We start from the raw sequence: 13,159 nt of genomic DNA on the forward strand, positions 1-13,159 counted from the left end.
TCCCGGATCGTGCGGCCGCACCCACCGGAATGCGCAAAGCGGCTACGCCTTAGGTATGAAAGAAATGCCGTCGGCAGTAGGCCAATCCTTACTTGGACGCCCTGACAAAGGGTAAAGTTTACGGCTCGTAACTTTCTGTCCACTTCCGGTCATGCACCGGTATATTGCGGCTTTTTATCTGGACACCGCCGTCCCGCCGCGCGACCGTCATAGTGGCGCCGGGCATTACAGACGGGGGTCCATTCATGAGCGACGGGCAGCTCTCCCCGCAGGTGAGGGCGGCGGCCGGCGGTGCCGCGCACACCCTGTGGCGGCGACGGCTCCGGCACGACATCCGGCACGAGCTCGGCACGATCATCATGCTGGCGTCGGCCGTCGCCGTGTCACGCGACATCGGCGAGGTCAGCAGGCAGCGCATCGAGCAGCTGCTCGGCGAGACCCGCTGGCTCGACCACCTCCTGCGCCGGCTCGACGAGGACGACGACGACCAGCCGCTGCCCTTCCCCGAGCGGATCCGGGTGGACGCCCTCACCGAGGAGGTCGTCACCGGGATGCGGCTCGCCACCCCGCACGAGGTCTGCCTCGACGCCGACGAGGCGTGGGCGCACATGGACCCGGTCGCGCTCTGGCGGGCGCTGCGCAACGTCCTGGACAACGCGTGCCGCGTCGCCGGCGGGCGGGTGGACGTGCGGGTGGAGGTCGTCCAAGGCTGGGTGGCCGTCCAGATCGACGACGACGGCCCGGGCTTCGGCGCCGGGCGGGGCGAACAGCGCCAGGGACTGGCCTCGCTGGGGCTCGGTATCGTCCACGACCTGATCTCCGGCTACGGCGGCAGCCTGGAGATCCGCACCTGCGAGATGGGCGGCGCCCGCGTCCGGATGCTGCTGCCGTCGGCGCCTCCACCGGAGCCGCTGCCGGCCGTCGAGGCGCATCCGGGCGGGCACGCCGACGATGGGCGGCCGCGTCCATGAAGGTGATCGTCTGCGACGACCACGCGGTGTTCGCCGACTCGCTGTCCCTGGTCCTGTCGGACGCCGGCCACACCGTCGTGGGCGTGGCCTACTCCCCCGAGGACGTCCTGCCGGTGCTGCGCGCCAGGGACGCCGACATCTGCCTGATCGACCTCCAGTTCCCGTCCGGTACCGCGCTGGAGTGGATGCCCCAACTGCGGGCGGTCGCGCCGGCGACCCGTTTCATCGTGCTGACCGGCTTCCTGGAGCAGCGGGTGCTGGAGGCCGGGGTCGCGGCGGGCGTGCGCGGGTTCGCGCACAAGGGCCAGCAGGCCGGCGACATCCTCACCCTGCTGCGCCGTGTCGGGTCCGGCGAGGTCGTCGCCGACCTCGCCGCGCAGCGCGGCGGCGTCCGGCCGCGCACCCGGGCCCAGCAGGTCGCGCGGTTCCTCACCCCCCGCGAGCGCGAGGTGCTGACCCGGCTGGCACGCGGCGAGTCGACGCAGACGCTGGCCAAGGCGATGGGCGTGACGCGCAGTACCGCGCGCAGCCACGTGCAGAGCGTGCTGAGCAAGCTCGGCGTGCACTCGCAGCGGGAGGCGGTCATCGAGGCGGCCCGGCACGGCCTGGTCAGCGTCGAGACAGGGGAATGGCTCGCCGGCTGAGAGGCGACTGAGACGCGCCGAGACGGGGTACCTCTGCTCCGGGGGCGGCCGAATCCGGACATACCGGGTCTGGCCGGGACGCGTTAGCGTCCGCCTTGAAGGAGGAGGTTCCCATGCCTCAACGGCGAGGCGCGCTGCCCATCTCCGACGCCGAGGTCCTCGGCTGCCCCGACACCTTTGCCCGTGGCATCCCGTACGACCGGCTGGAACGGCTTCGGGGGCGCACGCCGGTGGTGTGGCTGGACGGCCGGCTGGCCGACCGGCCGGGTGCCTGGGCCGTCCTGCGGTACGAGGACGTCCGGCACGCGCTCAGGCATCCCGAGCTGTTCTCACCGGATCACGAAGGCGTCCTGCACGGCCCGATGCCCGGCGACGACCCCCAGGGCGACGCCCGGAGCGGGCCTTCGGACGGGCTCCGGGACAGGCCCCGGGACGGGCCCGCTGACGGCACGTCCGGTGACGAGCCGGCCTGGATCGACATGGATCCCTCCGCCGGGGCCATGCTGGACCGGATGCCCGACGGCGCGGCCGTCGACTTCGTGGCCGACGTCGTCCGCGATCTGCCCGCGATGCTCCGCGACACCCTGGCGGGCGGCGTGCACGCTCTGATCCGGCACCCGGTGCAGTACGAGCGGCTGCGGGAGCGGCGGTCCGACGACGGGCTCCTCGACAGCGCGGTCGAGGAGATGCTGCGCTGGTGGACGCCCGTCATGCAGGTGTGGCGGACGATGCGGCGCGGCACCGTCATCGGCGGTGTGCCCCTCCTCGCGGGTGAGCAGGTGACGCTGTGGCTCGCGTCCGCCAATCACGACGAGGAGGTGTTCCCCGAGCCCGCTCGCTTCCTCCCCGACCGCTTCCGCACCCTCCCCGCCAGTAGCAGGCCACCCCGCTTCGGGCGGCACCGCCAGCGGGAGCAACGCGTCCGGCCGCATCTGTGCTTCGGCTACGGGGACCGCGCGTGCCTCGGTGCGCGGCTGGCCCGGGTGCACCTGCGGGCGCTCCTGGTCGCGCTGCTGGACCGGCCGGGGTGCGTCCGCCCGGCGGGCGAACCGGTGATGCTGCGCTCGAACGCCCGCCACGGCTTCCAACGGCTCCCCATCCGCTGGAGCGGCTGAATCCCCCGAGCCGGCCGGCACACGGGGCCCGGCACCGGTTCCGGCGCCCACTGAACCTCCAGCGCCACTGAACGTCCTCCGCGACTGTGCCGTATGTCGGCTCAGGTGCTCCTTCGCGCGCCCGGAAGGCGGCGCGCCATGCCCGAGGAGGACGGAGAGTGGGACTGACGAGCTGGGGGCTGCTCGGACTGCTGACATCGATCACGCTCGGTTTCCTGGCCGCGACCGTGTGGGCGTGGCCGCGCGCCGCCTCCACCGGCCTGCGCGCCGCCGGGGCCCGCGTCCTGCTGCTGCTCGGCTGCCAGCTCGTCGTCCTGGTGACGCTGGTGACCGCGCTCAACGCCTACTACCTGTTCTACGGGTCGTGGACGGACCTGGCCGGCGCGGCGGGCGGCCGTGCCCAGATCACCCGGCACGGACCGGTGGCGGGCCCCAACGCGAAGGCGGCCTCGCAGGTCGTCCGGAAGGTGCGGGAGAGCCTCGCGCCGGTGCGCGCGGGGCGGGCCGTCCCCGAACGGGACGGCCAGGTCGAGCATCTGGACATCCGCGGGATCCGCACCGGGATCGCCTCCGAGGCGTACGTCTACCTGCCGCCGCAGTACTTCCAGCGGCCCTTCGCGGACCGGCGGCTGCCCGTCGTGATCTTCATCGCGGGGTATCCGGCGGCGGACCGGCTGGTCTGGATCAGCAAGGGACACGTGCCGGACACCGTGGCGCGGGCGCAGCGGGCGGGCGAGGTCCAGCCGATGATCTACGTGCTGATGCGGCCGACCGTCGAGGACGGCTGGGACACCGAGTGCGCCGACGTCCCCGGCGGCCCCAAGGTGGAGACGTTCTTCGCGCAGGACGTCCCCGAGGCGATCTCGGACACCTACCGCACGGCCCGCGACCGCGCGGGCTGGGGCCTCGCGGGCTACTCCACCGGCGGGTACTGCGCGACGAAGCTCGCGATGCTGCACTCCGACCGGTTCTCCGCCGCGGTGAGCATGGCCGGCCACTTCCACGCCCTGCTCGACACCACGACCCGGGACCTGTACGGCGGCAGCGCACGGCTCCGGCGGGCGTGTGACCTGGTCTGGCGGCTGGAGAACCTCCCGCAGCCGCCGGTGTCGGTCCTGGTGGCCTCGGCGGACGTGGGCGAGAAGACGTTCCCGTCCGCGCGGCGGTTCATGGCCGCCGCCCGTCCACCGCTGGTGGTGGACAAGGTGCTGCTGCCCACCGGCGGCCACAACTTCAAGACGTTCCGCAAGTACATCCCGCCGTCGATCCAGTGGCTGAGCGCGCATCTGAGGGGCGAGTGACGTGGAGCCGGTCAGCGGGGCGTTCCTGCTGCCCGTGTGCGGGCTCACCATCGCGTGCGTGACGGCGACCGTGCTGCTGTGGCCGCGGCTCGCCCGGCCGGGGCCCCGCCGGCTGCTGGCCCGGTCCGGGATGCTGCTGGCGACGCAGGCGCTGATGACCGCCTGCGCCGTCCTGCTCGCCAACCGCTACTTCGTGTTCTACGCGACGTGGAACGACCTGCTCGGCGGTGACACCGCGCGGGTGCGGGTCGAGCAGGTGCAGCCGAACGGCGGCGTACGCGCGGGCACCGCCGGCCTCGTGCGCCGCATGTCCACCGACCTCGGCCCGCGGCGCCGGGGCGGCGACCGCGACCCGGCCGAGGACGGGCGGGTGGACCTGCTGTGGTTCCGCGGCGCGCGCAGCGGTCTGGACTCCGAGGTCTACGTCTACCTGCCGCCCCAGTACTTCCAGGCGGCGTACGCGACCAGGCGGCTGCCGGTCGTCATGCTCCTCGCCGACGGCGCGTCCGGGGACGCGGCCCGCGCACCGGCCGGGGGCGCGATGGCGTGGCTCCGGCAGGGGCGGCTGCCCGCCGCGGCGGACGCGGCGGAGCGGCCGGGCACCGCGCAGCCGATGATCTACGCGATGGTCGGACGGGCGCACGGCTGCATCGATCCTGCCGGACGGCCGGCCAGAACGTCCGGGCTCACCGAGACCCTCCTCGCGCAGGACGTGCCGGAGGCGCTGGCCGGCACCTACCGGTTGCCGCGCACCCGCAAGGGGTGGGGCCTGGTGGGGTTCGCCGCGGGCGGGCAGTGCGCGGCGCGGCTCGCGATGCTGCACTCCGACCGGTTCGCCGCCGCGGCGGCGATCAACGGCCGCTTCGGTCTGCCGGGAACGCCCCCGGCCGATGCGGGCGACGGCCCGGACGGCGACCCGTACGGGGGCAGCCGGGCGTACCGGCTCGACAACGACCTGCTGTGGCGGCTGGAGAACCTCCCGCCGCCGCCGGTCGCGGTCCTGGCCGCCGCCGGGACGGGCGGGGAGGACGCGCGGGAGGCCGAGCGGTTCACCGCGCTCGTCAGACCGCCGATGGCGGCGGGAAAGATCCTCGTGCCCGGCGCGCCCGGGACGCTCCGGCAGTGGCGCGACCATCTCCCGCAGGTCCTGGAATGGACGAGCGGGCGTCTCCAGAGCGAGTAGCCCCTGCTCGGCTACCTCTCGGGGAGTAGCCCCGCTCACTCCCCCCAGCCGACGTCGATCCGCCCATCGGTGACCTAACGTGCTGACATGAGCAGCTCTCCGCCGCACGCGCCGGTCCGGCCCCACTGGCCGCGCCCGGCCCAGTGGCCCGTGTGGGTCGTCCCGTTGTTCCTGGCGTTCATCCAGGTCCTCGGGTCGCTGGTCGCGCAGCACGGCGGACGCAGGGAGCGCAGCGGCGGCGGGGGACCGTGGGCCGACCACGACGGCCGGGACATCGGCAACCGGGACCTGGACCCGCTGGGCATCGCGCTGCTCCTCGCCGGCCCGCTGCTGCTGCTGTTGCGCCGCCGCAACCCGGTGGCCACGATGGCCGCGACCTTCGCGGTCACGAGCCTGTACCTGCTGCGCGGCTACACCTACGGCCCGGCGCCCTTCTCCGCCGCCGTCGCGATCGTGGCGGCGGTCACGGCGGGGCGGCGGCTCGCGGCGTGGGTGGGGACGGGCGCCGCGCTGGCGGCCTACTTCGGGCTGACCGCGGCGATCGGCGTCCCGCTGGAGCGGCGGGGCGAGTCCGGGCGGTTGTTCCCGGTGGAGGAGCCGAGCCTGTCCGGGACGATCTTCGTGATCGGCTGGGCGCTGGTGGTGCTGGTCACCGCCGAGCTGATCCGGATGCGCGGCCAGAAGGCGGCCGAGGCCGCGCGCACCCGCGCCGAGGAGGAGCGCCGCCAGGCCAGCGAGGAGCGGCTGCGGATGGCCCGCGAGCTGCACGACGTCCTCGCGCACAACATCTCGATGATCAACGTGCAGGCCGGCGTGGCGCTGCACCTGATGGACGACAACCCCGAGCAGGCGCGGACGGCGCTGGCCGCCATCAAGGAGGCCAGCAAGGAGGCGCTCACCGAGATGCGGGGGGTGATCGGGGCGCTGCGGGCGCAGGGCGAGAGCGCGCCGCGCTCCCCCACCGCCGGGCTCGACCGGCTGGACGACCTGCTGGCCCGCGCCCGCTCCGCCGGGCTGCGCGTGGACGCCGAGATCACCGGAGAGCGCCGCCCGCTGCACGCGAGCACCGACCTGGCCGCGTTCCGGATCGTCCAGGAGTCGCTCACCAACGTGACGCGGCATGCCGGGCCGGGTCCGGTGACGGCGCGGGTCCGCATCGCCTACGGTGAACGCGAGATCGAGGTGCGGGTCGAGGACGACGGCCGGGGCGCGTCCCTGCTGGACGAGCATCCGGGCGGGAGCGGGATCCGGGGCATGCGGGAGCGGGCCGCCGCGCTCGGCGGCACGTTCGACGCCGGGCCGCGCACCGGCGGCGGGTTCGCCGTCCGGGCACGGCTGCCGCTCACCGAGGACGCCGACGACGCCGGGGACGGAAGGGACGCACTGTGATCAAGGTGGTGCTGGCCGACGACCAGATACTGGTCAGGGCGGGCTTCCGGGCGCTGCTGGACGCCCAGGCCGACATCGAGGTGGCCGGCGAGGCCGGGGACGGCGCGGAGGCGGTGGCGCTGGCGCGCCGGCTCCGCCCGGACGTCATCCTGATGGACATCCGGATGCCGGGCCTGGACGGGCTCGCCGCCACCCGGCAGATCGCCTCCGACGAGCGGCTGGACGGTGTCAAGATCGTCATTCTCACCACGTTCGAGCTGGACGAGTACGTGTTCGAGGCGCTGCGCGGCGGCGCGAGCGGGTTCCTGGTCAAGGACACCGAGCCGGTGGAGCTGATCCACGCCGTCCGCGCCGTCGCGGCCGGGGACGCGCTGTTGTCGCCGAGCGTGACACGGCGGCTGATCGTCGAGTTCGCCGCGCGGGCCAAGGAGCCCGCGCCGTCCCCGCGCCTGAACGCGCTGACCGACCGTGAGCGGGAGGTGATGACGCTGGTCGGCGAGGGATTGTCCAACGAGGAGATCGCTGCCCGGTTGGTGGTGAGCCCGGCGACCGCCAAGACGCACGTCAGCCGCACGATGGTCAAGCTCGGTGCACGCGATCGGGCGCAGCTGGTGGTTTTCGCCTACGAATCCGGTCTGGTGAAACCTGGCTGGCTGCCCTAGAACCCCTCTCTCTGTGGCGATTGACTGTGCCCGGCGCGCACAGGCATGACAGGGTATGACGCACACTGAGTCACCGACACGGAGGAGTCCGGTGCCGAACGCCACGAGGATCCTCGCCGTCGACGACCGCGCGGAGAATCTGACCGCCCTTGAGGCCGTGCTCGACGCGCTGCCGGTGGAGGTCGTGTCCGTCTCCTCCGGGAAGGCCGCGCTGAAGGAACTGCTGGGCGACGACTTCGCGCTGATCCTGCTCGACGTCGTGATGCCGGAGATGGACGGCTTCGAGACCGCCGGGCATATCAAGGCCAGGCCCCGCACCCGCGACATCCCGATCATCTTCCTCACCGCCGCGGGCGAGGCGAGCGAGCAGGCGTTCCGCGGCTACGCGGCCGGCGCCGTCGACTACCTCGCCAAGCCGTTCGACCCGTGGGTGCTGCGCGCGAAGGTGTCGGTCTTCGTGGACCTGCACCAACGCAACCTGGAACTGCGCCGGCAGTCGGGGCTGCTGCGCGCCACGCTCGCGGAGAACTCCACGAACCCCGACGGCTGCGACCGGCTCCTGAAGGCCCTGGACGACAGGCTCGCCCGCGTCGAGGACGATGTGGCCCGGCTGCGCTCCGGCGAGAACGCCGATGATCTCGACGACCACGTCGCCGCCCTCCGGCTCGTCCTGGACGCCCTGTCGGCCGGCTCCTGACCCGTCCGGCGTTCAGGTCCCCGTCGCCGCCCGCGTCGCGATCGGTGCGGCGGACGCGGTGGTGCCGGCGGGCGCGGCCATCGCGTCCGACTGGAGCTTCTGGCGCAGGATGAACGCCCCCACCAGCACCGCCGCGATCACCAGGATCACCGCGATCGTGACGATCAGCACCGTCCTGCGTCGCTCGCCCTGCCCGTGCGGACCGCTCTGCGGACCGTTCTGGACGGGCGGGAGCAGTTGCTGCTGCCAGTTCGAGGACTGCTGCGGCTGCTCCCACGGCGGCGGCGTCCGCGGCTGGGGATGCGGCGTCCGCCCGGGCGGCGGCGCCCAGTCGGTCTCCAGCAGGGTCCGCGGGTCACGGTTCTGCGGGTCACGGCTCGGCGGGCGGCCGGGCGGGTGCCCCTCGGTCGCGTCGTGCCGGGTGATCCCCTCGATCTCGCTCGGGTCCAGCACGGTGTCGGCGGCGTCCGTGCCCCGGTTCGAGCGGCCGGACGGCTCGTCCAGGATGGTCGCGTCCGTCTGAGTCATGGGCGGAGGCGGGGGCGGCGGCGGCAGGGTCGCGACCTGGGTGAGCAGCGGCTGCGCCTGCGCCGCCGTCATCCGGTGCACCGGCTCGCGCGCCAGCAGCCCGTCCAGCACCCGCGCGAGCGGCCCGGCGTTGCGCGCCGGCGGGACCGGCTCGCTGAGGGCGGCCTGGAGCGAGGACATCGCGTCGGGCCGTTCATAGGGGGAACGCCCCTCAAGGGCCGCGTACAGCGTCGCGCCCAGCGCCCACAGGTCGGACGCGGGCACCGCCCGCTCGCCCTGTGCGCGCTCCGGTGGGATGTAGGCGGGCGACCCCATGACCAGGCCGGTCTGGGTGAGCGTCGCGTCGCCCTCCACCTGCGCGATGCCGAAGTCGGTGAGGACGACCCGTCCCGCGTCGGTGATCAGCACGTTGCTGGGCTTCACGTCGCGGTGCAGGATGCCCTTCTCGTGGGCGTGCCGGAGCGCCGCGAGCATCTGCAGCCCGATCTCGGCGACCTGACGGTGCTCGATCGGCCCCTGGTCCAGGAGGTCCTGGAGGGACGGCGCGAGGACCAGTTCCATCACGATCCAGGGCCGGTCCGACTCCTCCACCACGTCGTGGACGATGACGACGCCGGGGTGGCTCAGCCGCGCCGACGCACGCGCCTCGCGGAACGTCCGCTCGTACAGCACGCCGCGTTCGGCGTCGTTCAGCCCCGGCGGGAGGACGACCTCCTTGACCGCGACCTCCCGGTCGAGCATCACGTCGTAGGCGCGCCACACGGTGCCCATACCGCCGCGGCCGACCACCGAGTCGAGCCGGTAGCGGTTGCCGAGCAGGCGTGCCTGTCCCATTGCTAGATGGTCCCCCAAGTGTTCATCCCACCCCGTTGGGACGGAACGTGTCGAGCACATTCTTCACGAGTGCCTCGTTCTCGTTCCACGTGGACGCCGGAACCGCGACCACGACGGCGTACGGTGTGCCGCCCGCGATCACGCCCCGGTCGCGGGCGCGGGTACCGCCGTCGCGGGACCAGACGAACTCGATGTCGGCGGCGGGCAGGGCCCCGACCGTGGTGTGGGCGATCTCGATCCGCTGGAAGCCCTGGAGCTTGCCGTCGGCGATGGCCTCCTGTTCCCAGGTGACCCAGTGCTCGTAGGGGTCCCCCGTCCACTGCGTGCGGTCGACCTGAACGTACGCGCTGGACGCGGGGTCGGTCCAGACCGTGCTGTTGCCCTGCTCGGTGCGCTTCCAGCCCTGCGGCACGCCGATCGTGAATCCGGGCCCGGCCGCGCGGACGAGCCCCGGCGGGAGCGGCGCCTGGGTCGGTGTCGCCCCGCTGGGCGATCCGCTGGGCGACCGGGTGGGCGAGGCGCTGGTCGGGCCGCTGGAGCCCGGCTGCGTGATGGGTGACGTCGGGGTCGCGGGGCCGCCGCGCGCCTCGTCCTTCGGCCACAGGAACACCGCGAGGGGGACGATGATCGCGGCGGCGACGAGCACGCCCAGGAGCACGGGCAGCACCGGCTTGCGCTTCGCGGGCGGGCTCCCGGCGGTGCCGGGGCCGCCGGGCGTCCAGTGGCCCGCCTGCGGGTAGTGCGTGGTCATGTCGGGCATCGGGACGGGCGGAACGGACGACCGGGTGACGTCGTCGTCCACCGCCGTGCCCGTGGGCCAGTGCCCGCCGCTGACGGTGGCGAGGTTCCCCGGAGTCGGCGGGGCCATCTGCGCGATCTGCGCGGCCGCCTCGCTCAGGGCATGCCCGGACGCGACCGCGGCGAGCGCCTCCTCCGCCTGGTCCGCGCTCATCCGCCGGACGGGATCGCGCTCCAGCAGCCCCGCGAGGACGGGCGCGAGCGGCCCGGCGTTGCGCGGCGGCGGCGGTTCCTGCGTCATCACGGCCGCGAGCACCGCCATGGCGTCGCTGCGGTGGTGCGGCGCCTTGCCCTCGCAGGCCGCGTAGAGGGTCGCGCCGAGCGCCCACAGGTCGGACGCGGGGATCGCGGGCTCGCCCTTGAGCCGCTCCGGCGACATGTAGGCGGGCGACCCCAGGATCAGCCCGGTGTTGGTGAGCGTGGCGTCGCCGGCCATCTGCGCGATGCCGAAGTCGGTGAGGACGGCTCGGTCATCGGCGGCGACCAGCACGTTGGCGGGCTTGACATCGCGGTGCAGGATGCCGATGGCGTGCGCGGCGCGCAGCGCGCCCACCACCTGCCTGCCGATGGAGGCGACGCGGCCGGGCGGCAGCGGGCCGTCCTCGTCCACGACGTCCTGGAGTGAGCGGGCCCTGACCAGCTCCATGACGATCCACGGACGGTCGTCCTCGTCCACGACGTCGTGTACGGTCACGACGCCCGGATGGTTCAGCCGCGCCGAGGCGCGCGCCTCGCGGAGCGTCCTGCGGTGCCGGTTCTCGCGCTCGGCGGCGTCGAGGGAGATGTGCAGGACGACCTCCTTGACCGCGACGTCGCGGTCGAGTGTCTCGTCGCGGGCACGCCACACCGTGCCCATCCCGCCGCGTCCGACCACCGACAGCAACCGGTAGCGGCCGGCCAGTAGCCGCCCGTCCGCGTGGTCCGCCTGTTCCCCGTCCGACATGAATCGCGACCCTACCGATTCCATCTAACAGATCGGCATACGCCGATCTCTCGTCACTTCTTTGCGGGCTCGAAGAACCGATAGACGGGCTGGAGGCGCTCGAACTCCTTGTCCCAGCGGTCGTCCGGCGCCCGCAGCAGGATGGCGTAGCCGTGCCCGTTCGTCACGAAACCCCGGTTGAGGATGTGCAGCCGGGTACCGTCGCCGTCGAAGGTGAACTCCCAGTCCGCGGACTTGTCGCCGTTGCCGGTGTCCGGCACGGGCGGATGGTCGCCGGTCGGCTCGATCTTGATCTTGCGGTAGCCGTCGAATCTGGCGCCGCCGTTCTCCTGCCGCCGCCAGTCGTCGATGGCGCTCTTGCCGGGATCGTCGGTCTGGCCGATCTGGATGTAGGCACTGCGGTCGGCCGAGTAGTAGTAGTCGCCGCCCTCCTCGCGCTTGGGGCCGCTCCACCCGTCCGGGACGGGGACGGCGTAGCCGGTGCGGTCGCGGTGCAACCGGAACCCCGCCGGAAGCACCGTGCCCGGGGTCTTGCTGGGCTTCGCCGAGGTCGCGGACGAGCCCGAGGGCTTCGGCGACGGGCCGGCGCCCTGCTTGCGCTCGGGTTTGTCGCCACCCGAACTCGCCAACGCGATGCTGGCGATGACGATGATGATGAGCAGCACGACCGCGCCGATGATGAGCGCGTTCCGGTTGGCCGCGAGGGCCGGGCGGACGGACGGGCGCGACGCCCGCGCACCGTCATCGGACGCATCCGGGCCACCGGGCGCACCCGGACGTTGGAGGCGGCCGAGGAGCCCCGCCGGCTGTGTCGCGGGCCCGGCACGCCAGGAGGTGGCGCGCGCAGGGTCGCCGGCCGGGTCGTCCAGCACCGTCTCGTTCGGGGACGGCCCGTTCACACCGGGCGGGTTCACGCCGCGTGGGTTCACGCCGCGCGGGTTCTTACCGGGCGGGTTCGCACTGGGCGCGCTGACACCGGACGGACTCGTGCCGGGCAGATTCAGGGCACCGGGTTCCGGGCTGACCGCCGTGTCGCCTGAGCCACCGGCAGGGCCCGGCGGGCTGTGGCCCGCCCGCGGTTTGGGCGACACGGGGTCGAAGCGGGTCAGCTGGTCGGGGCGCGCGTCATCGGCGTCCGGGATCTCAGGGATGGGCGTGACGCGGGTCTGCGCGGCGGGGGCCTCCAGGGTGTACTCGACGGCCATCGTCCGCTGGGTGTCGATGGTCTCCTGACGGACGATGTCGTCCAGCAGCGCCCCGGCCTCGATGGCGTCCATCCGCAGGTCGGGGTTCTTGCGCAGCAGGCCCTCGATGACCGGGACGAGCCGGCCGCCCTTGTCCGGCGGATCGGGTTCCTCGGAGATGACGGCGACGAGCGCGGCCATCGGCTCGGGACGTTCGAACGGCGACTTGCCGTGCAGCATCGCATACAGCGTGACGCCCAGCGACCACAGGTCGGAGGCGGGGCCGGCGACCCTGCCGCGGGCGCGCTCTGGTGCGATGTAGGCGGGCGAGCCCATCACCAGGCCGGTCTGGGTGAGGGTGGCGTCACCGGAGGCGGTGGCGATGCCGAAGTCGGTGAGCACCGCGCGCTCGCCACCCGCCACCGTGCCGGTGACCAGCACGTTGCTGGGTTTGACGTCGCGGTGCAGCACCCCGGCGTCGTGCGCGGCGTGCAGCGCGGCGAGCATCTGCCGGCCGATCTCGGCGGCGCGGCGCGGTTCGAGCGGCCCCTCCTGCTTGATCACCTGGTCCAGGGAGCGGGCCCGGATCAGCTCCATGATGATCCAGGGCCGGTCGTCCTCCTCGACGACGTCATAGACGGTCACGACGCCGGGGTGGCCGAGCCGCGCGGCGGTGCGGGCCTCACGGAACGTGCGCTTGTGGTGGACGGCGCGTTCCTCATCGGTGAGACCATGCGGGAGGATGACCTCCTTCACCGCGACGTCACGACCGAGGACCTCATCGTGTGCCTGCCAGACCGTCCCCATGCCGCCTCGGCCGACCTGAGTTACCAGTCGGTAGCGGCGGGCGAGCAACCGCTCACCGGGTTCATTTGGCATATCCGCGACCATATCGACTTTTGCTGACAAC

11 protein-coding genes are annotated in these 13,159 nt (G+C 73.3%); 8 read left to right on the forward strand and 3 right to left on the reverse strand.

Features of this window, described 5'->3' with window-relative positions; genetic code table 11:
* Positions 1-245: 245 nt before the first annotated feature.
* The 8 genes from AMA02S_RS07010 to AMA02S_RS07045 all read left to right on the forward strand — a co-directional run bounded on the left by AMA02S_RS07010 (position 246) and on the right by AMA02S_RS07045 (position 7,962).
* A complete protein-coding gene (locus AMA02S_RS07010; RefSeq protein ID WP_084264759.1) occupies positions 246-971 on the forward strand; it encodes a sensor histidine kinase in 726 nt (241 codons plus the stop codon).
* On the forward strand, positions 968-1,615 hold the full coding sequence (locus AMA02S_RS07015; protein WP_067453354.1) for a response regulator transcription factor: 648 nt from the start codon (positions 968-970) through the stop codon (positions 1,613-1,615). The genes AMA02S_RS07010 and AMA02S_RS07015 overlap by 4 nt, the downstream gene beginning before the upstream one ends.
* A 113-nt stretch (positions 1,616-1,728) precedes the next feature.
* The gene (locus AMA02S_RS41460) at positions 1,729-2,730 is read left to right on the forward strand and encodes a cytochrome P450 (protein ID WP_067453357.1); all 1,002 of its coding nucleotides are present in this window, start codon (positions 1,729-1,731) and stop codon (positions 2,728-2,730) included.
* A gap of 158 nt (positions 2,731-2,888) precedes the next feature.
* The gene (locus tag AMA02S_RS07025; RefSeq protein ID WP_067453360.1) at positions 2,889-4,031 is read left to right on the forward strand and encodes an alpha/beta hydrolase; all 1,143 of its coding nucleotides are present in this window, start codon (positions 2,889-2,891) and stop codon (positions 4,029-4,031) included.
* Between the two features lies 1 nt (position 4,032).
* Complete coding sequence (locus AMA02S_RS07030) at positions 4,033-5,214, forward strand: alpha/beta hydrolase (protein WP_067453364.1); 1,182 nt, start codon at positions 4,033-4,035, stop codon at positions 5,212-5,214.
* A gap of 87 nt (positions 5,215-5,301) precedes the next feature.
* Entirely contained in the window at positions 5,302-6,603 is a 1,302-nt protein-coding gene (locus AMA02S_RS07035) for a sensor histidine kinase (protein WP_067453367.1), read from the forward strand.
* Positions 6,600-7,265: a response regulator gene (locus AMA02S_RS07040; protein ID WP_067453370.1), complete on the forward strand. Its 666-nt coding sequence runs from the start codon at positions 6,600-6,602 to the stop codon at positions 7,263-7,265. The genes AMA02S_RS07035 and AMA02S_RS07040 overlap by 4 nt, the downstream gene beginning before the upstream one ends.
* 91 nt (positions 7,266-7,356) lie before the next feature.
* On the forward strand, positions 7,357-7,962 hold the full coding sequence (locus tag AMA02S_RS07045; protein ID WP_245667382.1) for a response regulator: 606 nt from the start codon (positions 7,357-7,359) through the stop codon (positions 7,960-7,962).
* Positions 7,963-7,974: 12 nt separating this feature from the next.
* On the opposite strand, the gene AMA02S_RS07050 is transcribed toward AMA02S_RS07045, so the two are convergent.
* From AMA02S_RS07050 to AMA02S_RS43985, 3 genes are read right to left on the reverse strand one after another with little or no spacing between them, the layout of a single operon-like run.
* A complete protein-coding gene (locus tag AMA02S_RS07050) occupies positions 7,975-9,324 on the reverse strand; it encodes a serine/threonine-protein kinase (RefSeq protein WP_067453375.1) in 1,350 nt (449 codons plus the stop codon).
* A 22-nt stretch (positions 9,325-9,346) separates the two neighbouring features.
* Positions 9,347-11,065 carry a serine/threonine-protein kinase gene (locus AMA02S_RS43430; protein ID WP_067453378.1) on the reverse strand — a complete coding sequence of 573 codons (1,719 nt, stop codon included), beginning with the start codon at positions 11,063-11,065 and terminating at the stop codon, positions 9,347-9,349.
* 53 nt (positions 11,066-11,118) lie between these two features.
* Positions 11,119-13,128 (reverse strand): serine/threonine-protein kinase, encoded by a 2,010-nt coding sequence (locus AMA02S_RS43985; protein WP_067454004.1) that lies wholly within the window; start codon positions 13,126-13,128, stop codon positions 11,119-11,121.
* Between the last annotated feature and the right edge of the window lie 31 nt (positions 13,129-13,159).

This window comes from Actinomadura macra NBRC 14102 (assembly GCF_001552215.1).
Taxonomy (GTDB): Bacteria; Actinomycetota; Actinomycetes; order Streptosporangiales; family Streptosporangiaceae; genus Spirillospora; species Spirillospora macra.